Origin of the sequence: Cellulomonas sp. Leaf395, from assembly GCF_001424125.1 — a bacterium.
In the GTDB taxonomy this organism is placed as follows: Bacteria; Actinomycetota; Actinomycetes; order Actinomycetales; family Cellulomonadaceae; genus Cellulomonas.
This window is the reverse complement of the sequence record NZ_LMQI01000001.1, coordinates 332785-355260: the sequence shown is the minus strand read 5'-3', so window position 1 is coordinate 355260 and position 22476 is coordinate 332785. Positions and strand designations below refer to the sequence as shown.

Genomic DNA, 22476 nt, shown 5'->3' with positions numbered 1-22476 from the left:
GACACGGTTCCGGACCGGGCCTACTTCTTCGCGGCGGCCTTGCTCTTGGCGGGCGCCCGTCGAGCAGGTGCCTTCTTCTTCGCGGGCGCCGACGCACGCTTCTCGACCAGCAGCTCGATCGCCTGCTCGCGCGTGATCGTCTCGGGCGTGAGGTCGCGCGGGAGGGTCCGGTTGGTGACGCCGTCGGTGACGTAGGCGCCGAAGCGCCCCTCCTTCACGACGATCGGCTTCTCCGACGTCGGGTCGTCGCCCAGCTCACGCAGCGGCGGCGCCGCAGTGGCGCCACGGCCCCGCTTGGGCTGCGCGTAGATGGCCAGCGCCTCCTCGAGCGTCGTCGTGAAGAGCGCCTCCTCGGAGGCGAGCGTGCGCGAGTCCGTGCCCTTCTTCAGGTACGGGCCGTAGCGGCCGTTCTGCGCGGTGATCTCGGTCCCGGTCTCCGGATCGACGCCGACCACGCGGGGCAGGGACAGCAGCGTGAGCGCCTCGTCGAGCGTGATCGTCTGCAACGACATCGACTTGAACAGCGACGCCGTCCGCGGCTTCGGGGCGGCGGCCAAGGCACGCTTCTGCGCGGCGGCCGACAGGGACGTGTCGATCTCCGGGTCGGGCAGGATCTCCGTGACGTACGGGCCGTAGCGGCCGTTGCGCGCCACGATGGGCGTGCCGGCGACGGGGTCGGTGCCCAGCACCTGGTCACCCTCGGGCTGCGTCTCCAGCAGCTCGCGGGCCTTGGCCACGGTCAGCTCGTCGGGCGCCAGCTCCTCGGGCACGGACGTGCGACGAGTGGTGCCGTCCTCGGCGGGCTCGGCCGCCGAGTCCTCGAGGTACGGGCCGTACCGGCCGACGCGCAGCACGATGCCCTCGCCGATCGGGATCGAGTTGACCTCGCGGGCGTCGATGTCGCCGAGGTTCGCGACGAGGTCCCGCAGGCCCTCGCCCTCCTCGTTGCCCGTGCCGTCGCCGAAGTAGAACCGGGACAGCCACGCCACCCGGTCCTTGTCCCCCGCCGCGATGGCGTCGAGGTCCTCCTCCATCTCGGCGGTGAAGTCGTAGTCGACCAGCCAGTCGAAGTTCTCCTCGAGCAGGCGCGTCACCGCGAACGCGAGCCACGACGGCACCAGCGCCTGCCCGCGACCGGTCACGTACCCGCGGTCCTGGATCACGGAGATCGTCGCGGCGTACGTGGACGGCCGGCCGATCCCGCGCTCCTCGAGCGCCTTGACCAGCGAGGCCTCGGTGTAGCGGGGCGGCGGGGACGTGCGGTGGCCGTCGGCGGTGAGGTCGGACGCGGACAGCGGGTCGCCCTCGGCCATCTTCGGCAGCCGGGCGTCGTCCTTCTCGGCCGTCGCCGCCGGCTCCTCCGCCTCCTCGGCGTACCGCGAGACGTCGCGACCCTCCTCGTACGCGGCCAGGAACCCGCGGAACGTGATGACGGTGCCGGACGCGGAGAACAGCACGTCGGTGCCGTCGGAGGCCGTGGCACCGAGGCGGACCGAGGCCGTCTGCCCGCGCGCGTCGGCCATCTGCGACGCGACCGTGCGCTTCCAGATCAGCTCGTACAGGCGGAACTGGTCGCCCGAGAGCTCCTTGGCCACCTGCGCCGGCGTCCGGAAGTGGTCACCGGCGGGCCGGATGGCCTCGTGGGCCTCCTGGGCGCCCTTCGCCTTGCTCGCGTACACGCGCGGCGCGTCGGGGATGTACTCGGCGCCGTACAGCTCCGAGGCCTGCCGACGGGCGGCGTCGATCGCCTGCGAGCTCAGCGACGAGGAGTCCGTACGCATGTACGTGATGTAGCCGTTCTCGTACAGGCCCTGCGCGGTGCGCATGGTCTGCCGGGACGCCATCCGCAGCTTCCGCGACGCCTCCTGCTGGAGGGTCGACGTGGTGAACGGTGCGGCCGGGCGGCGCGTGTACGGCTTCGTCTCGAGCGACGCGACGGAGAACGCGGAGTCGGCCAGTCCCGCGACCAGGGCGGTCGCGCGCGCCTCGTCGAGGTGGGCGACGTCGGCACCACGCAGCTGCCCGGTGTCGAGGAAGTCGCGCCCGGTGGCGACGCGGCGACCGTCGACCGACGTCAGCCGTGCGCTGAAGGACGGCTCGGCCGTGTCCTCGACGGCGAACGTCCCGGTCACGTCCCAGTAGTCGGCGGCGACGAACGCCATGCGCTCACGCTCGCGCTCGACCACCAGCCGGGTCGCGACGGACTGCACGCGCCCCGCCGACAGGCCCTGGCGGACCTTGCGCCACAGCACCGGGCTGACCTCGTACCCGTACAGCCGGTCGAGGATGCGGCGCGTCTCCTGGGCGTCGACCAGCCGGTCGTCGAGCTCCCGGGTGTTCTCCAGAGCGCGCTGGATGGCCTCGGGGGTGATCTCGTGGAACACCATGCGCTTGACGGGCACCTTGGGCTTGAGCTCCTGGAGGAGGTGCCAGGCGATGGCCTCGCCCTCGCGGTCCTCATCGGTGGCCAGGAAGAGCTCGTCGGAGTCCTTCAGCAGCTTCTTGAGCTCGCTGACCTTCTTCTTCTTGTCGGCGTCGACCACGTAGTACGGAGCGAAGCCGTTGTCGACGTCCACGGCGAACTTGCCGAACGGGCCCTTCTTCATGTCCGCGGGGAGCTCGGAGGGCTGCGGCAGGTCACGGATGTGCCCGACGCTCGCCTCGACGTCGTACCCCTCGCCGAGGTACCCGGCGATCGTGCGCGCCTTGGCGGGCGACTCCACGATCACGAGCTTGCGCCCTGCAGACATCGATCAGGCCCTTCTCAGACGGCGACGGGTCGGTCGACCCGTTGCGACGTGGGGGACTCTACGGCGTGTCGTCAACCCCGCGGCAATCTCGATGCCGCGGCCTGGCGCAGCACCAGCATGATCGCGAATGCCAGACAGGACGCCATCAGGACCCCCGCGGCGCCGCCGAAGTACGCCGTGAACTTCTCCGCGCGGGCGTCGAGATCCGCCAGGTTCTGCCACGTGTGGGACAGCGCGACGACTGCCGCCGCGCCCGCCCCGGCCCCGACGACCACCAGCCCTGCGACGACGCCCCGCATGGTGGCCGGCGTCGGCGGTGGGTCGCCCGCGAGCCGGAGCGCACCGGTCGCCGTCGACGGCCACGCGGGGGTCAGGGCCACCATCGCGCACGCGATCGCGGTCCACGCGAGGACCACGAGGACGGCCGCGACGACGTCCGACGGCCGGTGCCACTGGCCGATGAGCGTCGAGACGCCGGTGGCCGTCGTGTAGCCGGCACCGAGCACCGCGGCCCACGGCCTGACCCGCGGCGGCACCACGAGGAGCAGCGCCGCCGAGACGGAGGCCGCGGCGGTCGTGTGTCCGCTGGGGAGGGTGTTGCCGTAGTCGGCCTCGACGCCGAGGTCCGGGCGGTACAGCACGAAGTTCTTCAGCAGCTGCGTCGTGAGGTTGGCGCCGATCATCAGGACGGCCACCTGGATGGCGAGCGACCAGCGGCGACGCAGGGCGGCGATGACCATCGCCGCGACGAGGACGACGGCCATGAACCCGACGGACACCACGTCCAGCACTCGCTCGGCCACCCGCCACAGCTGCGTCTGGCCGTACAGGGCGCCCTGGAACGCCGCGTTCTCCACCTGCTGCCCGGCGAGCGTGTCCACGAACACCCGCCACAGCACGAAGACCCCCGCGAACGAGAGCACAGCCACGCCGATCGCCACCGCGACCACGACCACGCGACGGTCCCGGGCGTCGGGGTCCCGACGCTCGGTCGCGGGGAGGGTCGGGGCGTCGCTCACCGGACAACGGTAGGTCACCCGCACCAGTGCGGCGGGTCCTTGGCCGACGTGCGGGCGGACGGGTCACGGGACGGGCGTCGGCTCCCCCGGCCCGACGACGACGGCGTGCCGGCAGCGGCCGAGGCAGGCCCGCACCTCGTCGTCCGCGTTGATGCACAGCAGGCATCCGCCGCGCCGCTCCAGCTCCCACCCGGCCTCGTCGATCGCGTCGGCCGCCTGCCCGCTGCGCAGGCTCACGGCCGCGAGATCGAGCACCACCATCGACGCCGACATCGACAGGGCTCCCAGCAGGTCACGGAGCCGGCCCACGTCGGCCCGGCCGAACGATCCCGCCGGTCGCACGTTCGCGGTCAACCACACAGGCGTGAGGGGTGCGGGTGCACTCGCTGCGGTGGCATGCAGGCTCATGGCTGGCCTCCCGGCTCCGTCCGTCACGCGGTACTCCGCGTGCTCGATCCCCACTTCACCCACCGTGCCTGTGGAAAGCCTGGATGTGACCGTCTCTTTACCTGTGGAGGTCGACGGTCACCACCACGCGATGAGGCTCCGGGGCGTGCCGCCGACGTGTGAGCCGAGCCCGACGCGCAGATACGTGCGCCTGAGGCGCGAGGCAGGGCTCCGCGCGAAGTCCGCCGAGCAGCCCGAGCTCGCGTTGCGTGAGAGCTGGTCGTCCTGCCACGTCACCGCGGCGGACGGCGAGACGGTGGCGATGGGCCGGGTGCTCGGGGACGGCGGCTGGTACTTCGTCGTCGCTGACATGGCCACCGCGCCCGGTCATCAGCGGCGAGGTCTGGGGCGTGCGGTGCTCGACCACCTGCTCGCGGACATCCGACTGCGGGCGCCGGCAGACGCGTACGTGACGCTGACGGCTGACGCGGCGGGTCGCCGCCTCTACGAGCAGGCGGGCTTCACGGCGTTCACTTCGGACCAGACGGGGATGCAGATCGTTCTCTGAGCACGAGCCCGTTCGATCCGGCTGCGTCGCAGATCCCTGCGCACGCCCGAACGGCCGCCCCGCCCCCGGCGAGCAGCCCTGTGGAGAGGGAGCCGGGGGCAGGGCGGGGATCAGCGGACCGACAGCTCCACGGGCACGGGCTGCGGTTCGAAGCCGGCTKCCGTCACTGCGGCGGGGTCGTGCCGCAGGCACGCGACGGAGCGGCGCGGGTCGTCACCCTCGACCAGCGGCGCGACGAGCTCCGGGGTGATCGCAGCGCACGCGTCGAACACGAAGGCGCAGCGGTCCCGGTACGGGCAGCCCGTGGGCAGGTTCGACATGTCCGGGGGTGAGCCGGGGATGCCGGTCAGCTCGCGGCGCGGACCGCGCAGTGGCGGGAACGAGTGCAGGAGCGCGTCGGAGTACGGGTGCCGCGGGCGGCGGTACATGTCCTGCGCGGAGGCGTCCTCGACGATCTCGCCGGCGTACATGATCGCGATGCGGTCGGCGATCTCGATCAGCAGCGACACGTCGTGCGTGATGAAGATGACCGAGAACCCGAGCCGGTCGCGCAGCTCCGCGATCTGCTCGACGATCTGCCGCTGCATGACCACGTCGAGGGCCGTCGTCGGCTCGTCCATGATCAGCACCTGCGGGTCCAGCGCGAGGGCCATCGCGATCATGACACGCTGCCGCATGCCGCCCGAGAGCTGGTGCGGGTAGTCGCGCAGCCGGTCCGCGGAGATGCCGACCAGCTCGAGCATGCCCGCGGCGCGCTCCAGGGCCTCGTTCTTGGTCACGCCGGGCAGGTGCGCGCGGATGGCGTCGGCGATCTGCCGGCCGATCCGGTACACCGGGTTGAGGGAGTTCATCGCGCCCTGGAACACGATCGCGAGGTCCTGCCAGCGTGTGGCCCGCAGGTCGGCGTCGCTGAGCGTGAGGATGTCGGTCTGCTGTCCGCCGCGGTCGGTGAAGATGACCTCGCCACCGGTGATCAGTCCTGGCGGGGGCAGCAGCCGGGTGGCCGCGTACGCGAGCGTCGACTTGCCGCAGCCGGACTCGCCGGCCAGGCCGAGCACCTCGCCGCGGTTGAGGGTGAGCGAGACCTGACGCAGCACGTGAGTCGGGTCCTCGTCGTACCCGTAGTCGACCGACAAGTTCTTGATCTCGAGCACGGGATCGGTGGCGGCGGCGTTCGCCCGGAACGCGCGCTGGGTGGTCACGGCGCCGGTGCTCATGCCCTGTCCTCCTTGGCCTCGTAGACGACCGGCGTGAAGCCGATGCGGGGGCGGATCTTGCGCTTGCGCATCGACCGGGCGTTGAGGCCGACCGACCGCAGGCGCGGGTTGACGAACTCGTCGATCCCGAAGTTGATGAGCGTCAGCGCCATCCCGAACAGCGCGATGAGCAGACCGGCCGGGACGAACCACCACCACGCCCCGCGCTGCAGGGCCAGCTGCGCCTGGGCCCAGTAGAGGACCGTGCCCCAGTTCCACTCGTCGGTGGGGGTGATGCCGACGAACGAGAGCGTGATCTGCGACAGGACCGCGAAGCCGACGGTGCCGACGAAGCCGGCCGCGATGATCGCCGTGAGGTTGGGCAGGATCTCCGCGGTGATGATCCGCCACGTGCTCTCGCCGTTGGCGCGGGCCGCCTCGACGAAGTCCCGTTTCCTGAGCGAGAGCGTCTGCGCCCGCAGGACACGGGCACCCCACGCCCAGCCCGTCGCGGCGATGACCAGCGCGACGGTGAGCCCGCCCGCCGACGGGAGCTGCCCGGCGATGATGATGATGAGCGGCAGCTGCGGGATGACCAGGAACACGTTGGACAGCGCGGACAGGGACTCGTCGCCGAACCCGCCGATGTAGCCCGCGGTGACGCCGACGAGCACGCCGATCACCGTGGCGACCGTGCCGGCCACGAACCCGATCACCAGGACGCTGCGCGTCCCGAGGATCAGCTGGCTCATGACGTCCTGCCCCTGGTGGGTGGTGCCCATGAGGTGCTGCCACGAGGGCGGCTGCAGGATCGCCGACGAGCGCTCGTTCGGGTCGTACGGGGCGATCCACGGCCCGATGAGCGCGATGAGGAAGAAGAACCCGAGGATCACGAGACCGGTGAGGGCCTTCGCGTTGCGCATGAACAGGAACCGGCGCTTGCCCTTGCGGGGCGTCGTGGCGTCCGGCGTGATCTCCAGGTCCTCGTAGAACGCGGCTTCGACGGTCATGTCAGCCCTCCTGACGCGTGCGGGGGTCGAGCACGCCGTAGGCGACGTCGGCGGCCATGTTGGCGAGGAGCACGGCGAACGTGATCACCAGGAAGCACCCCTGCATGAGCGGGTAGTCCTTCGCGTTCACCGCGCTGAACAGGTAGTAGCCGATGCCCTGGTAGGAGAAGACGATCTCCATGACCAGAGTGCCGCCGACGATGAAGCCGAGCGACAGCGCGAAGCTGGACACCTGCGGCAGGATCGCGTTCCGGGCGGCGTAGCCCATCATCACGGTCCGCTCCTTGAGGCCCTTGGCCTGCGCGACGGTCACGTAGTCCTCGGAGGACACGGTGACCATCATGTTGCGCATCCCGAGCATCCAGCCCGCGATCGACGAGACGACGATCGTCATGGCGGGCAGGAAGCCGTAGTAGATGACGGATCCGATGAACTCCCAGGACAACGTGGGCACCAGGCTGCGGTCGTAGCTGCCGCTGGCGGGGAACCAGCCGAGGGTCACCGAGAACAGCGAGATGGCGATCAGAGCGAGCCAGAAGTACGGCACCGCGGAGAAGAACGTGGACAGCGGCAGCAGCCCGTCCATCCAGGTCCCGCGGCGCCACCCGATCCCGGTGCCGACGAGCGTGCCGAGCGTGAAGCTGATGATCGTCGCGATGCCGACCAGGCCGATGGTCCACGGCAGGGCCTGCCGGATGACGTCGACCACGGGCGCCATGTAGGTGAACGAGATCCCCAGGTCACCGTGCAGCAACAGTCCCCAGTAGGCGACGTACTGGTCCCACAGCGACATGTCCTCGTCCAGCCCGAACAGTGCCCGCAGCGCCTCGGCGGCGTCGGGGCTGATCCGACCCTGGTTCTTGGCGATCAGGGCGCTCACGGGGTCGCCCGGCATGATCCGCGGGATGAAGAAGTTGATGGTGATCGCCGCCCACGCGGTGATCGCGTAGAAGACGATGCGTCGGGTGAAGAACCTCATCGGTCGCCCTCCGTGATCACATCGAGCAGCGCCGCGTCGACCACCGGCCGCTCCCCGTACGCATCGAGGACCGAGCCCAGCGACGGGCGGTCCGCGCGGTCCGAGTAGCCCCAGCACGCGGCCTCGCGCCCCTCGCCCACGGCGATCAGCGGCGGCACCTCGGTGCGGCACAGGTCGGTGGCGAACGGGCAGCGCGGGTTGAACCGGCAGCCGGTGGGCGGGGCCACCAGGCTCGGCGCCTCGCCACGAGCACCCCGGGCGCGGGACTCCAGGTCGTCCGGGTCCGGCGCGGAGCGCACCAGCAGCTGCGTGTACGGGTGCTTGGGGTCCTGCGTCACGGACTCGGAGTCGCCCGTCTCCACGATCCGGCCGGCGTACATGACCATCGTCCGGTCGGCGAAGTAGCGGGCCGACGCGATGTCGTGCGTGATGTAGAGGATCGCGAGCTGCAGCCGGTCCCGCAGGTCGCGCAGCAGGTTGAGGATGCCCAGACGGATCGACACGTCGAGCATCGAGATGGGCTCGTCGGCGAGCAGCACCTCGGGCTCGGCCGCGAGCGCGCGGGCGATGGCGACGCGCTGGCGCTGGCCGCCGGACAGCTCGTGCGGGAACTTGTCGATGTACCGGGCGGCCGGGCGCAGCTGGACCCGGTCCAGCAGCTCGTCGAGGGCCGCCTCGAGCTCGACCCCGCGCAGGCGACCGCGGTGGATCTTGAGGCTGCGCGTGAGGGTGTAGCGCACGGTGTGGACCGGGTTCAGCGACCCGAACGGGTCCTGGAAGATCATCTGGACCTTGCGCACGTAGCGGTGGAACGCCGTGCGGTTCTTGGCGGTGGCGTCCTGCCCGTGCAGCAGGATCTGCCCGCCCGTGACGGGCATGAGCTGCGCCAGGAGCCTGGCGATCGTGGACTTGCCGGAGCCCGACTCCCCCACCAGTGCGACCACGCGGCCGCGGTACAGCTCGAGGTTGACGTCGTCGACCGCGTGCACGACCTTGCGGTTGCGGGTGCCGCGCACGGGGAAGTGCTTGCGCAGGTCGATCGCCTGCAGCACGGGGGCGTCTGGGGGGTCTTCGTGCGGGGAGCTCATCGGGTCACCTTGGGGTCGTGTGTGCGGGCCTGGCACGGGGTGCGACGGGCGGGGAGGGCCGCCCGTCGCACCCCGTCAGCTCACTCGGTCGGGACCAGCTTCGACAGGATGAGCGCGGCCTGCGGACCCGTCGGCTGCGGGTTCGCGTACGGGTCCTCGTCGGTCGGGAAGCCCGTGTAGTTCACCGTCGAGTACTGCGCGACCGCGGGACGGGACCAGATGACGATGCCGGGGACGTCCTCCACGAAGCGCTTCTGGACGATGTCCAGAGCAGCCGCGCGGGCGGCGTCGTCGGTCCCGGCCTTGAAGTCGGCCAGCGCCGCCGTGACCTCGTCGTTCTTGTAGCGACCGAAGTTCCACGTCGCCGACTCACCCAGCGGCACGTAGGACGCGCCGTCCATGATGTTGGAGTACATGTTCCACGGCGTGCTGCCCCCGTCGGTCCAGTGCAGGGACGCCTGGAAGTTGCCGAACGGGATGATGTCGTTGAACCAGGTGTCCTGGACGACACCCTCGACGCTGGCCTCCGCACCGAGGGCTGTTGCACCCTCGCTGATGATGCCGAGAGCGTCCAGGTAGTCGGTCCAGCCCGTCGGGTTCTGCAGCGTGAAGGAGACCTTCTCGCCGTCGGGGTCGACCAGCGCGTCGCCGTCCCAGGTGTAGCCGGCGTCCGTGAGGACCTCCTTGGCACCGTCGACGTCGACCGTGAGCTCCTGGTCGGCGAACTCGTCCGAGATGAACGCGTCACCCGACGGCTGCGGCAGGCCGGTCACGCTCGTGATCTGCGGCCACACGCCGTACCCGGCGGTCTGGGAGATGTCCGCGCGGTCGACGACCATGTTCAGCGCCTTGCGGAACGCCACGTCGTTGAACGGCTTGGTCTCATTGTTCAGGTACAGCACGTCGACGCCGAAGCCGCCGCCTGCGACCTGGTGGAAGTTCTCCGGGTCCTTGGCGATGAACGTGTTCTCGAAGTCCGGGATGAACGTCCAGCCCCACTGCGCCTCACCGGTGGTGAGTGCCGTGGTCAGGCCGGCGTTGTCGTTGAACGTGTCGTACCGGAGGGTGCTCACCTTCGGGGTCTCGCCCCAGTAGTCGGTGTTCGGCTCGAGGGTCACGGCCTGCGGCGTGAACGACTTGAGCTTGAAGGGGCCGGTGCCGATCATCTCGTCGTCGGTCCACGTCACCGCGTCCTCGCTCTCCCACAGGTGCTTGGGCACGATGAGGAGCTTGAGCAGCTTGTCGCGGTTGACGTACTGGCCGGACTCGAAGTTCACCGTGACCGTGTTGCCGTCGACCGTGATGTCGCCGTACTGGTCGGGGAAGTCGGTGTTCAGCTCCTTGTTGTCCTTGCGGAGCTGGATCGAGAAGGCGATGTCCTCGGCGGTGAAGTCCGTGCCGTCGGACCACTTCACGCCCTCACGGGCCGTGATGACGGCCTGCGTCGAGTCGGGGTTCCACTCGACGGACTCGGCGAGCCATGGCGTCGGGGGGTCCGTCGGCTTGAGCTCGTTGACCTGCATGAGCGACTCGTAGACGGCGAACGCGTACCCGAGCGAGAGCGACGCGGAGCCAGTCGCGAGGGGGTTCTGGTTCGGCTGCTGCGGGCCGTTCGGCATGCCGATCGTCAGGATCTTGCCCGAGCTGCCCGTGGCGGTGTCGTCGCTGCCGTCACCACTCCCGCCGGAGCAGGCGGTGGCGAGCAACGCGAGGGTGGCCGCCGTAGCGACGACCGTCGAGAGCTTGCGGATTCTCACGAGTGCCTCCTTGCACTGATGCGGAAAATGCTGGTCGGTCCGGTTCGACGGGACTGCGGATCGCCGGACCGGGACTTGCGAGGGCCGTGCTTATGCCGACGCGTGGCTGAGCACGGCCACGTCGACGCTGAGGCGCAGGTCGCTCGAGGAGCGGCCGACGCGGATCGGGTAGGTACCGGCCGGGGTCACCCAGCCGGGCAGTGCGCTGTCCCAGGTCCGGAACGCCTTGGCGTCCACCCGGACCTGGACATCTGCGTGCGCGCCGGCGGCGGCGTGCACGACGCCGAACCCGCCGAGCCAACGGACGGGACGCGTCTCGTCCGCGCTGGGCGGCTCGACGTAGACCTGGACCACCTCGCGTCCGTCGCGGGGTCCGGTGTTGGCGACGCGGACGTCCAGCACGACGGACCCGTCGGCCTCCACGGAGTGGGACACCGCCTCGTACTCCCAGGTGGTCCAGCCGAGCCCGTGCCCGAACGGCGCCGCGGGGGTGCGGTCGAGCCGGAGCCACGAGCGGTACCCGACGTGGACGCCCTCGTGGTAGTCGATGACGCCGTCGACGGGGACCGCGTGGGGCACGGGCACGTCGGACTCGTGCGCGGGGAGCGTCCAGGGCAGCCGGCCGGTCGGCTCGGTGATCCCGGTGAGCACGTCCGCGAGCGCGTCGGGCCACTCCTGGCCACCGAGCCACGCCCACAGGACGCACGGCACCTCGTCGAGCCACGGCAGCAGCACGGGGGCGCCCGCGTTGACGACGACGATCGTGCGGGGGTTCGCGGCCAGCGCGGCCTTGACCAGCTGGTCCTGGGTGCCGGGCAGCGCGAGGCTCGTGCGGTCGTACCCCTCGGACTCGATCTCCTCGTTGGTGCCGACGACCACGATCGCCAGGTCGGCAGCCGCGGCGGCCTCGACGGCGACCGCGAGCAGCTCGTCCGGCGAGGTGCCGGGGACGCGGTGCACCAGCTCGGCGCGGGCGAAGCTGGAGTACCCGACGGGGTGGACGGCCTGCACGAGCGCGTCGATCTCGACGGTCGTCGGCTCGGTCACCTCGACGACCAGCGTCGCCGGGACGGGCTGGTTGACGCTGGAGTCGAGGATGACCTCGGCGCCGACCACCTGCTCGCTGGTGGAGAGCACCTGCCCGCCCACCGTGATCCGGTGCCTGCCGACGGTGCCGACGCCGACCTCGTGCCGGCCGGGCTCCTCGAGCCGGACGGTGGTGCGCAGACGCAGCGCGACCGCGGCGCCGGGCACCTCGCGCAGCCAGCCGTTCCACTCGGTGACGTCGGTGGTGACCAGCACGGTCCCGTCGGCGTCGACCAGCTCGCCGAGCGCGCCCGCGTGGCCGTCGGGGGTGGTGCAGCGCCCGGCCAGGTCGAGCGCGGGCGGCAGCAGGCGGGACACCGCGCCGGGGTGCACGTCGACCTCGACCTCGCCGAACGCGTGGCGGAGCGCGGCCTCGGGCGTCGAGGCGTGGTCCGGTCGCACGTACGCGGAGCCGCCGCCCTGCACGAACGGGTGGACCGCGTTGGGGCCGAGCAGCGCGATCCGGGTGACGTCGTCGGGGACGACGGGCAGGGCGTGCTCGTCGTCGCGGAGCACCACCATCGAGCGGGAGACCAGGTCGCGCAGCACGCCGCGCACGTCGACGTCGGCCACGTGGTCCCGTCGTGCACCCGCGGGCTCGAACCCGTCGAGGGCGCCGACGCGCTGGGCAAGCCGGAGCAGTCGGAGCACCTTGGCGTCGAGGAGGCTCTCGCTGACGTCGCCCGCGCGGACGGCGTCGAGGAGCCCGTCGCCCCAGGGTCCGTCGGGTCCGGGCATCTGCAGGTCGAGGCCGCCCTCGGCAGCACCGGCGACGGACGTGGTGGCCACCCAGTCGCTCATCACGACGCCGTCGAAGCCCCACTCGTCCTTGAGCACCCCGGTGAGCAGCGGGCGGTGCTCCGCAGCGGTCGCGGCGGTGGTGCCGTCGTCGATCCCGGAGTACGCGCTCATGACCGACCACGCCTGGGCCTCGTGCACCAGCTGCTCGAACGGCGCCAGGTACACCTCGCGCAGCGTCTTCTCGTCGACGCGCGCCAGGTAGGTGGTGCGCTGCGTCTCGGAGTCGTTGGCGACGAAGTGCTTGACGCACATCCCCACGCCGCGGTCCTGCGCGGAGCGCACCACGTGCACCGCGATGGCGCCGGTGAGCAGCGGGTCCTCGGAGTAGCACTCGAAGTGCCGGCCGCCGACCGGGGTGCGCTGCAGGTTCACCTGCGGGGCGAGCACGACGTCGACCCCGTGCCGGCGCGCCTCGGCGGCGAACACGTGACCGAGCTCGTCGGCGAGGTCCACGTCCCACGTCGCGGCGAGCGCGCTGGGGGCGGGGAATGACGCGGAGGTCTCGTCGGCGGAGTCGGAGACGCCGCGGACGCCGGCGGGGCCGTCGGAGACGTGCATGGCGCGCAGGCCGATGTGCGGGATCGCGGTGGTGGACCACAGGCCGGCACCGACGACCAGGCGCGTCTTCTCCTCGAGGCTGAGGGCAGCCAGGAGGGCGGCGAGGGAGGTCGAGGGCCCGTCAGCCGTGGGCGGCTGGGTGGCTGTGTCGAGTGACACCGCGTGTTCTCCGATCAGACGTCGTCGTCTACTGCGGAGGAACCTACGCGCAACTTACTTACATGTCAGTAAGTGAATGATCACAGTATGGTCTCGGTCGAAGGCGACCGATCTAAGGCACTTACTAACTTGTCAGTAACTGACGCCGTCGCAGTATGGTTCGGTCATGGACGACGCCGTTCCCCCCGCCGCAGCGCCACAGCGCCGCGCACGGCAGCCTCGCCAGGCCACCACCGAGCGACGCGCGGAGATCCTGCGGGCAGCGGCCCACACCTTCGGGTCCAAGGGGTACAAGAACGGCTCGCTCGCGGAGGTCGCCGAGCAGGTCGGCATCACGCACGCCGGCGTCCTGCACCACTTCGGCTCCAAGGAGCAGCTGCTGGTCGAGGTGCTCGAGTTTCGCGACAAGGAGGACGTCCGGGACCTCGAAGGTCAGCACATCCCGGACGGCATCGAGCTCTTCCAGCACCTCGTGCGCACCGCCCGGATGAACGTCGACCGGCGCGGCATCGTCCAGGGGTACACCGTGCTCACCGGCGAGTCCGTCACCGAGGACCACCCGGCCCGCGGGTGGGTGACCAACCGATTCACGGTCCTGCGCGGGGAGATCCAGGCCGCGATCATGGAGGTCGGCGGCGGGGACGTGCCGCAGGACGTCGCCGCGCAGGCGGCCAGCGCGATCATCGGCGTCATGGACGGCCTGCAGGTGCAGTGGCTGCTCGACGACAGCGTCGACCTGCCGGCCGCCACCAAGTTCGCCATCGAGGCGATCCTGACCGCGGCGCTGCTGGGCACGGGACGACCGCACCCGCTCGTCTGAGCGCTCAGGAAGTTCACAGGTTCGTTCCAGGCGTGTGCCAGCCAGGGACGCAACGGTGAGGTCATGACATCGACCACCACCACCCGTCGCCCGGAGGCCCTGTCCCGCGCTGACGGTTCCCCTGTCCGCGCGCTGGTGGTCGACGACGAGCCGACCCTCGCCGAGCTGCTGTCCACCGCCCTGCGCTACGAGGGCTGGCAGGTGGACCACGCGCTCAACGGGCACGCCGCCGTCCGCGCTGCCAAGGCGCTGGACCCCGACGTCATCGTGCTCGACGTCATGCTCCCCGACCTGTCCGGAATCGACGTGCTCCGCCGCGTCCGCACGACCCACCCGAACGTCCCCGTGCTGTTCCTCACGGCCAAGGACGCCGTCGAGGACCGGATCGTCGGCCTGACCGCCGGTGGCGACGACTACGTGACCAAGCCGTTCAGCCTCGAAGAGGTCGTCGCCCGCCTGCGCGCGCTGCTGCGCCGCACCGGCGCCGTCTCGGCGCGCGAGGAGGCCATGCTCGTCGTCGGTGACCTGACGATGGACGAGGACAGCCACGAGGTGACCCGCGGTGGCGAGGACATCCGCCTCACCGCCACCGAGTTCGAGCTGCTCCGGTACTTCATGCGCAACCCGAAGCGCGTGCTGTCCAAGGCTCAGATCCTCGACCGCGTCTGGCAGTACGACTTCGGCGGCCAGGCCAACATCGTCGAGCTCTACGTGTCCTACCTGCGGCGCAAGATCGACAAGGGCCGCTCGCCGATGCTGCACACCCTGCGCGGCGTCGGGTACGTGCTCAAGCCAGCTGCGTGACCCGGGCGTGAGAGTGGCCGCGCGCCCGCGGTGGACGCTGCGCCGACGGCTCGTCGTGGTCGTCGTCGCGCTCGTCGCCGTCGTCGCGGCCGCCATGGGTACGTTGTCGACCCTCGCGCTGAGCACCTCCTTGACCACGCAGCTCGACGAGAAGCTCACGGCCGCCCACCGGCGCACGGTCGACGCGCCCACCGTGGGTTCCCGCGTCTCCGGCGAGGCGTTCGGCCCGGCGCCGCAGCCCGCCGGCCCGTACCGGCCCGGTCAGGACGCCGGCACGGTGACCGTCGAACAGCCGGCGGGCACGGACCCCGCGGACCTCACGATCGACCAGGCGTACTACATCGCCGACGACGGCACCCCCACCGCGCTGGACGACGCCCAGGTCTCCCAGCTGCTCGCGGTGCCCACCGACGGCGAGCCCGTCGCCCTCACGCTCAGCGGACTCGGCGGCCACCGCGCGATCGCGAGCATGACACCGGACGGCGGTACCGCCGTCACCGCCCTGCCGACCACGTCGGTGACCAGCACGCTCACGTCGTTCGTCGCCGTCGAGGTGGTCGTCGCCGCACTCGCGCTGCTGGTCGCCGCGGCCGCCGGCATGGTGCTCGTGCGCCGCGAGCTGCGACCCCTCGATCGCGTCGTCGGCACCGCCAACCGGGTCGCCCGGCTCCCCCTCGACCGGGGCGAGGTGGTGCTCGCCGACCGCGTGCCCGCCCAGGACACGGACCCCGCCACCGAGGTCGGACAGGTGGGTGCCGCCCTGAACGAGCTGCTCGGGCACGTCGAGCAGGCACTGGGAGCCCGCCAGGAGTCGGAGTCGCAGGTGCGCCAGTTCGTCGCGGACGCCAGCCACGAGCTGCGCACCCCGCTGGCATCCATCCGCGGGTACGCCGAGCTGGTCCGCCGCTCCCCCGACGAGGTGCCCGCCAGCGCCCTGCACGCCATGGCCCGGGTGGAGTCCGAGTCACAGCGGATGACGGTCCTGCTCGAGGACATGCTGCTGCTCGCCCGCCTGGACGCCGGGCGGCCGCTGGTGTCGGAACCCGTCGACCTGACCGTGCTCGCCATCGACGCCGTCGCCGACGCGCACGCCGCCGGGCCGGACCACGACTGGCGGCTCGACCTGTCCCCGCAGGACGCGGTCGTGGTCGGCGACGACCACCGCCTCCGCCAGGTGCTGGCCAACCTCCTGTCCAACGCGCGGCTGCACACCCCCGCCGGCACCGCCGTGACCGTCCGCGTCCGCCGCACCGGCGACCGGATCGTCCTGCAGGTGACCGACGACGGCCCCGGCATCCCGCCCGCCCTGCGCGAGAGCCTGTTCCAGCGGTTCACCCGGGGCGACGCCTCCCGCAACAGCGCCACCGGGTCCACCGGCCTGGGCCTGGCGATCGTGCACGCGGTCGTCACGGCACACGGCGGCACCATCACGGTGTCGAGCGGCCCGGGCACCACGTTCACGGTCACCCTCCCAGCCGCCACCTAGCCCGCACCGTCCGCACATCAACGCGTCCCCACGCTCTTTCGCGCGGACGTTGCGGTCGCGTGGGAGCGGCGGGAGCCTGGACGGGTCCCGACGATGTCTCCGAGGAGTGGTGATGGCGGATCTCAGCAAGGCGTTCAGCGGGTTCTCGACCGACGACGTGCCGGCGGCGAAAGCGTTCTACGGCGACGTGCTCGGGCTCGACGTGACCGAGGAGAACGGGATGCTCTTCCTGCACCTCGACGGTCACGAGGTCCTGGTCTACCCGAAGGGTCCAGCCCACGAGCCCGCCAGCTACACGGTGCTCAACTTCCCCGTCGAGGACGTGCCCGGCACCGTGGCGGAGCTGCGGGAGCGCGGGGTGCCGTTCGAGAAGTACGCGGGCACGCCCACCGAGACCGACGACGACTTCGTGTTCCGCGGCGGCGGCCCGCTGATCGCCTGGTTCACGGACCCCGCGGGCAACATCCTGTCGATCATCGCGGCCAGCTGACCCGGTCATGCCCGCCGCGGCGACGACTACGCCGCGAGGATCAGCGTGACCGCCACGATGCCGAGCAGGTGGTAGCCGCCCGTGATGAAGCCGAGGCGGAACGGGTGCGGGGTGTGCGGGGTCAGGGCGTTGTTCACCGAGACGGCCAGGGCGATGCCGAGACCGACCACCAGACCGAGGACGAGGGCGTCCGTCAGCTTCTCGGTCCCCGTGGCGCCGACGAGGACCGCCATCGCCACCGTGACCAGCAGGCTGCTGACCAGCGGGACCACGTAGTACGCGGCCGAGAACCTCTCGCCGCGCTCCCTGGTGTGCCCGATGGCGGTGTCCCAGGCCACGCCGAACAGCGGCGTGAACCAGAGGGCGCCGAGCAGGTAGTAGGCGAGGGTCGCGATGCCGATCGCGAGCCAGCTGAGGTCCGCGAACGCGGCGGCGTAGGTGGTCGTCACACCTGCCATCGTCCGGAGCGACGGCACCGAGGGTCTTGGAGAAACCCGACACGTCCGGCCATCGTGGGTGCATGCCGTCCGGCACCGAGCGCCCCATCCGTCCCGACGAGACCTCCGGCGTGCTCCACCCGGACAACCTGACGCGGTACGACGCGCGGTGGATCGACCCCGACCCGGCCGTCCGCGACGTGGTCGACCAGTACTGGCATGTGCGCTGGCGACTGGATCCGGACGAGTCCATCGCCCAGACCATCGTCGACCTGCCCGCGGTCACCCTGACGATCGAGACCGGCGACGTCCCGGCGGCGCTCGTCGTCACCGGTCTGCACCACGGCGCGTGGCGACGGCGCATCTCGGGCTCCGGGGACGTCTTCGCGATCCGCCTCCGCCCGGCAGGCCTCGGCGTCCTCGGCTCGCTGCGCCCCCACGACGTCGCCGACGCGGAGGTTCCGCTGACGGCCGGGCTCGACGACCGGCTCTATGCCCTGATGACACGCCTCGCGGACGAGCGCTCGGCCGAGGCTCGGGCACGAGCCGCCGACGTGCTGATCGCGGACCGGCTACGCGACCACCCACCGCCGGCGGCGCACCTGCTGGCCAACCGGGCCCTGGACGAGCTGCGCGCCCGCGCGTACCGCCGGACCGGAACCCCGCTCGCCGCGCACCTGGGGGTCAGCGAGCGCTCCGTCCAGCGAGCACTGGCAGCGACGCTCGGCATCGGCCCCAAGCAGGCAGCCCGGCGGATCCGCCTCCAGGAGGCCGCGCGGGCCGTCGCGGTGCACGGCGACGACCTCGCGCAGATCGCCGTCGAGCTCGGCTACGCCGACCAGGCCCACCTCACGAGCGACTTCCGCGAGGCGACGAGCACCACGCCGGGCGCCTACCGACGCCAGCTCCAGCGGCTGGCGACGGGGTCACGGCCGGTGCAGCGTCAGAGCGGGAACGCGTTGTAGACGTCGACGATGTCCGCGACGGGGGCGGTCGCCTGGAAGACCGTGGTCCCGTTGACCCAGACCGCCACGCCGGTCCCGTCGCCGGCGTCGGCGATCGAGTACGTGCCGGCCACGGCCCCGCCGGCGGTGACGTCACCGCTCTGCGGGAGGGTCGGTCCCGTGGGAGACGCGGACGGGTCCGGGGTGGCGGGCGCTGCCGGGAACGCGGCGACCAGGGTGGCAGCGAAAGCGGTGGCCTCCTCCGGTGTCTCCCACTGGCCGGAGCGGACGGTGACCGTGCCGTCGCCGCCGTCCGTGTAGGTCTCGGTGTAGGCCTCGATCGCGCCGGCCGCCTGCCACTCGGTGTCCGGCACCGAGGTCGCGAGCGCGTACTGGAGCACGGTCGGCGGCAGCGCGACGGCGAAGGCGGTGGTCGCGGGCCGGGCGGCCGCCTCGACGGTGGGCGTCGGCGAGGGCAGCAGGATGGTCGTCGCGACGGCCGGTGTCGCGTCCTCGGTGTCGTCGCCGGAGCTTCGGACGATCCCGACGATGATCGCGGCGATCACGAGCACGGCGACGCCGATGATCGCGGGGATCAGCCACCGGGGTCGGCCGGACGCTGCCGACGCTGTCGACTCCGGGTCAGGCTCGGTCGCGGCTGCGGGTGTGGCCTGCTGCGCGGCGAACGCGGCCGGGATGCCGGCGCGCGGTCCCGCTGCCGGTTCGGCGGGCGGCGTCGTGGAGATCGGCGCGGTGGGGGGCTTCGGCTGCGTCGAGTCCCAGCTCGAGATGGGCGGCGTCGGCGGACCGGCAGGTCGCTCGGGGCCGGGACGGCCGGTGTCGCTCATCGGGGCTCCCCCTTGCATCACGTCGCCCGAACCCTCGCCGGACGCCCCGCAGCCTACCGACGGAAAGTCAGCCGACCACGTCACGACGCCGGAACGCGGCGAGCCCGACCGTGGCCAGCGCGACGGCGATCACGGCGAGCACGAGCACGGGCGGCCAGTCCATGGCCTCCGCGGGAAGCTGCGGCGTGTAGGTGAACGGCGACAGGGCGTCGGCGCCGTCGGGCCGGAGCGGGGCGAACAGGCCGACGACGCCGACGTACGTCACGTAGGCCCAGACCAGCCCGAACGCGCGCGGGGCGACGCCCAGGACGACGACCGCGACCCCGAGGACGATCCCCACCGCGGGGAGCGTGACGGCGGTCGCACCGATCAGCTGCCCGACGGCGTTCTCGCCCAGCGACGCCGTCGCGGTCAGGCCCATGAGCACGCCCGTGACCAGCATCATCACGGTGGCGGCACCTGCGGCGACGCCCACCTGCGACCCCAGCCAGCGCACCCGCGACACAGGCCCGGCCAGCACCATCGCGCCGCGCGTCGCGGTCTCCTCCGTCCGCGCCGCACCCACCGCGGTCGCCGCGTACGCGCCCGCCATGACCGCCAGGAAGACCGTGTAGAGCGCGAAGGCCGACGCCGCGGCGCCGTTGGGGCCGGTTGGGAACATCTGCGCGAGCTGCGGCTGGTCGGCCACGAAGTCCACGATCTCGTTCGCCAGGAGGCCGACGAACACGCCCATCACCACGATCCCGACGCCCCACGACGCGATCGCGCCGGACTGCCGCCGCAGGGTCAGCGCGACCATCCCCGACAGCCGTGCCGACGCCCGCGGACGTCCGAGCCGCTCGGCGAGCAGGCCCGTGCCCAGGTCGCGCCTGCCGACGAGCCAGAACGCGACGGCCACGAGGACAGCTGCGGCGACGACGCCGATCGCCAGCGGCCAGAACCGCTCGTCGACGTAGGCGCGCGTCGCCTGCGCCCACCCGAACGGCGACAGCCACGTCAGCACGCTGGTGCTCTCCGGACCTCGCACGTCGCCGATCGCCCGCAGCAGGAACGCGACGCCGAGCGCCGCCATGCCGAGCGAGCTGGCCGCCCGCGCGTGCGCGGTCAGCTGCGAGGCGACCGCGGAGATGCCGGCGAAGACGAGCCCGACCATGACGATGCCGCCCGCGAGCGCGAGCGACCCGACGGGGTCGAGTCCCGTCGTCAGCAGCGCCAGGAACGTCAGGCCGCCGACGACGACCGTCGCGACCGCGGCCGCGACCAGACCGGCGACCACGGGCGCGTCACGACCCACGGGTGCGGACCGCACGAGCTCGAGCCGACCGTCCTCCTCCGCCGCCCGCAGGTGCCGCGTCACGGTCAGCAGGGCCATGATCGCGACCGGGATCATGATCCAGAGCCCCAGCTCGTTGGCCGTCATGGCGCCGACCGTGTAGTCGTCCAGGCCGTAGCCGGGTCCCGCGAGGGCGGTCGCCGCGGGCGACGAGATGAGCTGCGCCCGGGCGGCCCGCGACTCGGGCGTCGAGTAGAGCCGTGACAGCGCGTCGACCGACACCTGCGTCAGGCCGGCGACCGCGACGGCCCAGATCGCCGTGCGCCACCGGTCCAGGCGCAGCGCGGCCCGCACCAGCCCACGGGTGCCGGCGAGCTCGCTCGAGCGGGGAGCGACGGCGGTGGTCGTCGTGCTCATCGTGACTCCTCGTGCACGCCCAGGGTGGCCAGCTCCTCGCTGTACTCGCGCAGGAACAGGTCCTCGAGGGTCGGTGGGTGCGCGGTGAGCGACCGGACGCCGAACCCGGTCAGCCGCGCGAGCACGTCGTTGAGCGAGGCGGTGTCGACGTCGACCGTCAGGTGGCCGTCGTCGCGCTGGACGTGGTGGACGCCGTCGAGCAGGGCGAGGGTGCGCTCGGCGTCGTCGGCGTCGCGGAGCCCGGCCGTGACGGTGGTGCGGGTGAGGCTGCGCAGCTCCTCCAGCGACCCGCTCTGTACAGCGCGGCCCTGCCGGATGATCGTGACGCGCCGGCACAGGGCCTCGACCTCGGCAAGGATGTGGCTGGACAGCAGCACGGTCCGTCCGTCGGCGGCGGCCTCCTGCACGACCTGCTGGAACACCGCCTCCATGAGGGGGTCCAGGCCGCTGGTCGGCTCGTCCATGAGCAGCAGCTCGACGTCTGCTGCGAGGGCGGCGACGAGGGCGACCTTCTGCCGGTTGCCCTTGGAGTAGGCGCGGCCCTTGATCCGGGGGTCCAGCTCGAACCGCTCGATGAGGGCGTCGCGTCGCGCGGGGTTCAGCCCGCCGCGCAGCCGCCCGAGCAGGTCGATCGCCTCGCCGCCGGACAGGTTGGGCCACAGGTTGACCTCCCCGGGCACGTACGCCAGGCGGCGGTGCAGCGCGACGGCGTCGCGCCACGGGTCGCCGCCGAGCAGCCGCACGTCGCCGGCATCGGCGCGCAGGAGCCCGAGCAGCACGCGGATGGTGGTCGACTTGCCCGCGCCGTTGGGGCCGAGGAAGCCGTGCACCTCCCCCGTGCGGACCGTGAGGTCGAACCCGTCGAGGGCGCGCTTGGCGCCGAACGACTTGACGAGTCCGCTGACCGCGATGGCGTCGGTCATGGCTTCTCCTTGTACTCCAGGTAGGCATCGAGGTACGAGCTGTCGGTGAACAGCCCGTGCGTGTACAGCTCGAGTCCCGCGAGCATCGCGCGGTCGTACAGCTGGGTGATCGCCGCGGCCGGCGACTCGGTGGGGGCGATCCCGTGGCCGGCGGCGGCGTCGAGCTGTGCCATGACGAGGAGCCCGACCTGCGTGGCCACGACCTGCCGGGCGCGCCCGGCGGGGTCGGCCGACGACCGCACGGTGCCGGCCTCCTCGCCGGCCTTCAGGTAGGCCACGGCGTCGTCGACGAGCCCGTCGACGAAGTGCCCTGCGAGGGCTCCCCCGTCCAGGAGGCTGCGCACGATGTAGGCGAACAGCGGGGCGTACTCCTGCACGCCCGCCAGCAGCCCGATGGTCTCGCTCGGCGACGCGAGGCTGATCGCGGCCGACTTCTGCTCGCGGATCACGGTCAGGACGTGCTCGTCGCACGTCGCGCGCAGCGCGTCCTTCGAGCCGAAGTGGTGGATGACGAGCCCGGCGCTGACCCCGGCGTCCTCCGCGATGGTGCGCACGGGCGCCCGGAAGCCGTCACGGCCGAAGCGTGCGACGGCCGCGTCACGGATGCGGGCGCGGGCGGTGAGGTCCTCTGAACGCACGTTTACTACGTTAAACGTCCGTTCAGCCGTGGCGCAAG

20 protein-coding genes are annotated in these 22476 nt (G+C 71.9%); 6 read left to right on the top strand and 14 right to left on the bottom strand.

Annotated features, from left to right (window positions below):
• Window positions 1–20: 20 nt before the first annotated feature.
• The 3 genes from topA to ASG23_RS01695 form a co-directional block, all read right to left on the bottom strand.
• Window positions 21–2750, bottom strand: coding sequence for a type I DNA topoisomerase (gene topA / locus ASG23_RS01705; RefSeq protein WP_056019175.1), 2730 nt, complete (start codon window positions 2748–2750; stop codon window positions 21–23).
• 71 nt (window positions 2751–2821) lie between these two features.
• Window positions 2822–3769: a phosphatase PAP2 family protein gene (locus tag ASG23_RS01700; RefSeq protein ID WP_200941484.1), complete on the bottom strand. Its 948-nt coding sequence runs from the start codon at window positions 3767–3769 to the stop codon at window positions 2822–2824.
• Window positions 3770–3832: 63 nt separating this feature from the next.
• Window positions 3833–4177: a hypothetical protein gene (locus ASG23_RS01695; protein WP_157465470.1), complete on the bottom strand. Its 345-nt coding sequence runs from the start codon at window positions 4175–4177 to the stop codon at window positions 3833–3835.
• Between the two features lie 145 nt (window positions 4178–4322).
• On the opposite strand from ASG23_RS01695, the gene ASG23_RS01690 reads away from it, so the two are divergent.
• Window positions 4323–4724, top strand: coding sequence for a GNAT family N-acetyltransferase (locus ASG23_RS01690; RefSeq protein ID WP_235520804.1), 402 nt, complete (start codon window positions 4323–4325; stop codon window positions 4722–4724).
• 110 nt (window positions 4725–4834) lie between these two features.
• Here the strand turns inward: ASG23_RS01690 and ASG23_RS01685 are convergent, their stop codons facing one another.
• From ASG23_RS01685 to ASG23_RS01660, 6 genes are all read right to left on the bottom strand, one after another.
• A complete protein-coding gene (locus ASG23_RS01685; RefSeq protein WP_056019169.1) occupies window positions 4835–5941 on the bottom strand; it encodes an ABC transporter ATP-binding protein in 1107 nt (368 codons plus the stop codon).
• Window positions 5938–6930: an ABC transporter permease gene (locus tag ASG23_RS01680; RefSeq protein ID WP_056019167.1), complete on the bottom strand. Its 993-nt coding sequence runs from the start codon at window positions 6928–6930 to the stop codon at window positions 5938–5940. Before ASG23_RS01680 ends, ASG23_RS01685 begins: the two co-directional genes overlap by 4 nt.
• Before the next feature lies 1 nt (window position 6931).
• A complete protein-coding gene (locus tag ASG23_RS01675; protein WP_056019164.1) occupies window positions 6932–7909 on the bottom strand; it encodes an ABC transporter permease in 978 nt (325 codons plus the stop codon).
• A complete protein-coding gene (locus tag ASG23_RS01670; protein WP_056019161.1) occupies window positions 7906–8997 on the bottom strand; it encodes an ABC transporter ATP-binding protein in 1092 nt (363 codons plus the stop codon). Before ASG23_RS01670 ends, ASG23_RS01675 begins: the two co-directional genes overlap by 4 nt.
• An 80-nt stretch (window positions 8998–9077) precedes the next feature.
• Window positions 9078–10754, bottom strand: a complete 1677-nt coding sequence (locus ASG23_RS01665) for an ABC transporter substrate-binding protein (protein ID WP_056019158.1) — start codon at window positions 10752–10754, stop codon at window positions 9078–9080.
• 90 nt (window positions 10755–10844) lie between these two features.
• Complete coding sequence (locus tag ASG23_RS01660; RefSeq protein ID WP_056019155.1) at window positions 10845–13358, bottom strand: beta-glucosidase family protein; 2514 nt, start codon at window positions 13356–13358, stop codon at window positions 10845–10847.
• A 166-nt stretch (window positions 13359–13524) separates the two neighbouring features.
• Here ASG23_RS01660 and ASG23_RS01655 point away from each other — a divergent pair, with 166 nt between their 5' ends.
• The 4 genes from ASG23_RS01655 (at window position 13525) to ASG23_RS01640 (ending at window position 16958) form a co-directional block, all read left to right on the top strand.
• On the top strand, window positions 13525–14178 hold the full coding sequence (locus ASG23_RS01655; protein WP_056019152.1) for a TetR/AcrR family transcriptional regulator: 654 nt from the start codon (window positions 13525–13527) through the stop codon (window positions 14176–14178).
• Window positions 14179–14241: 63 nt separating this feature from the next.
• Window positions 14242–14982: a response regulator transcription factor gene (locus tag ASG23_RS01650; protein WP_056019146.1), complete on the top strand. Its 741-nt coding sequence runs from the start codon at window positions 14242–14244 to the stop codon at window positions 14980–14982.
• Window positions 14983–14995: 13 nt separating this feature from the next.
• Complete coding sequence (locus ASG23_RS01645) at window positions 14996–16468, top strand: sensor histidine kinase (RefSeq protein WP_235520802.1); 1473 nt, start codon at window positions 14996–14998, stop codon at window positions 16466–16468.
• 112 nt (window positions 16469–16580) lie between these two features.
• On the top strand, window positions 16581–16958 hold the full coding sequence (locus ASG23_RS01640; RefSeq protein ID WP_056019143.1) for a VOC family protein: 378 nt from the start codon (window positions 16581–16583) through the stop codon (window positions 16956–16958).
• Between the two features lie 26 nt (window positions 16959–16984).
• On the opposite strand, the gene ASG23_RS01635 is transcribed toward ASG23_RS01640, so the two are convergent.
• Window positions 16985–17407 (bottom strand): DUF1761 domain-containing protein, encoded by a 423-nt coding sequence (locus tag ASG23_RS01635; RefSeq protein ID WP_056019140.1) that lies wholly within the window; start codon window positions 17405–17407, stop codon window positions 16985–16987.
• Window positions 17408–17478: 71 nt separating this feature from the next.
• Between ASG23_RS01635 and ASG23_RS01630 the strand changes: the two genes are divergently transcribed.
• Window positions 17479–18360 carry a helix-turn-helix domain-containing protein gene (locus ASG23_RS01630; RefSeq protein WP_056019137.1) on the top strand — a complete coding sequence of 294 codons (882 nt, stop codon included), beginning with the start codon at window positions 17479–17481 and terminating at the stop codon, window positions 18358–18360.
• On the opposite strand, the gene ASG23_RS01625 is transcribed toward ASG23_RS01630, so the two are convergent.
• The 4 genes from ASG23_RS01625 to ASG23_RS01610 form a co-directional block, all read right to left on the bottom strand.
• Window positions 18339–19187 carry a hypothetical protein gene (locus ASG23_RS01625; protein WP_056019134.1) on the bottom strand — a complete coding sequence of 283 codons (849 nt, stop codon included), beginning with the start codon at window positions 19185–19187 and terminating at the stop codon, window positions 18339–18341. The genes ASG23_RS01630 and ASG23_RS01625 overlap by 22 nt on opposite strands.
• A 67-nt stretch (window positions 19188–19254) precedes the next feature.
• Window positions 19255–20877, bottom strand: a complete 1623-nt coding sequence (locus tag ASG23_RS01620) for an ABC transporter permease (protein ID WP_056019131.1) — start codon at window positions 20875–20877, stop codon at window positions 19255–19257.
• Window positions 20874–21800 (bottom strand): ABC transporter ATP-binding protein, encoded by a 927-nt coding sequence (locus tag ASG23_RS01615; RefSeq protein ID WP_056019127.1) that lies wholly within the window; start codon window positions 21798–21800, stop codon window positions 20874–20876. Before ASG23_RS01615 ends, ASG23_RS01620 begins: the two co-directional genes overlap by 4 nt.
• Entirely contained in the window at window positions 21797–22438 is a 642-nt protein-coding gene (locus ASG23_RS01610; protein ID WP_056019124.1) for a TetR/AcrR family transcriptional regulator, read from the bottom strand. The genes ASG23_RS01615 and ASG23_RS01610 overlap by 4 nt, the downstream gene beginning before the upstream one ends.
• Window positions 22439–22476 lie beyond the last annotated feature (38 nt).

Bases quoted from the DNA above. Each gene is read 5' to 3' on its own strand.
- topA (WP_056019175.1), bottom strand. From the start codon at position 2,750: ATGTCTGCAGGGCGCAAGCTCGTGATCGTGGAGTCGCCCGCCAAGGCG.
- ASG23_RS01695 (WP_157465470.1), bottom strand. From the start codon at position 4,177: ATGAGCCTGCATGCCACCGCAGCGAGTGCACCCGCACCCCTCACGCCT.
- ASG23_RS01680 (WP_056019167.1), bottom strand. From the start codon at position 6,930: ATGACCGTCGAAGCCGCGTTCTACGAGGACCTGGAGATCACGCCGGAC.
- ASG23_RS01675 (WP_056019164.1), bottom strand. From the start codon at position 7,909: ATGAGGTTCTTCACCCGACGCATCGTCTTCTACGCGATCACCGCGTGG.
- ASG23_RS01670 (WP_056019161.1), bottom strand. From the start codon at position 8,997: ATGAGCTCCCCGCACGAAGACCCCCCAGACGCCCCCGTGCTGCAGGCG.
- ASG23_RS01655 (WP_056019152.1), top strand. From the start codon at position 13,525: ATGGACGACGCCGTTCCCCCCGCCGCAGCGCCACAGCGCCGCGCACGG.
- ASG23_RS01650 (WP_056019146.1), top strand. From the start codon at position 14,242: ATGACATCGACCACCACCACCCGTCGCCCGGAGGCCCTGTCCCGCGCT.
- ASG23_RS01640 (WP_056019143.1), top strand. From the start codon at position 16,581: ATGGCGGATCTCAGCAAGGCGTTCAGCGGGTTCTCGACCGACGACGTG.
- ASG23_RS01630 (WP_056019137.1), top strand. From the start codon at position 17,479: ATGCCGTCCGGCACCGAGCGCCCCATCCGTCCCGACGAGACCTCCGGC.
- ASG23_RS01625 (WP_056019134.1), bottom strand. From the start codon at position 19,187: ATGAGCGACACCGGCCGTCCCGGCCCCGAGCGACCTGCCGGTCCGCCG.
- ASG23_RS01620 (WP_056019131.1), bottom strand. From the start codon at position 20,877: ATGAGCACGACGACCACCGCCGTCGCTCCCCGCTCGAGCGAGCTCGCC.
- ASG23_RS01615 (WP_056019127.1), bottom strand. From the start codon at position 21,800: ATGACCGACGCCATCGCGGTCAGCGGACTCGTCAAGTCGTTCGGCGCC.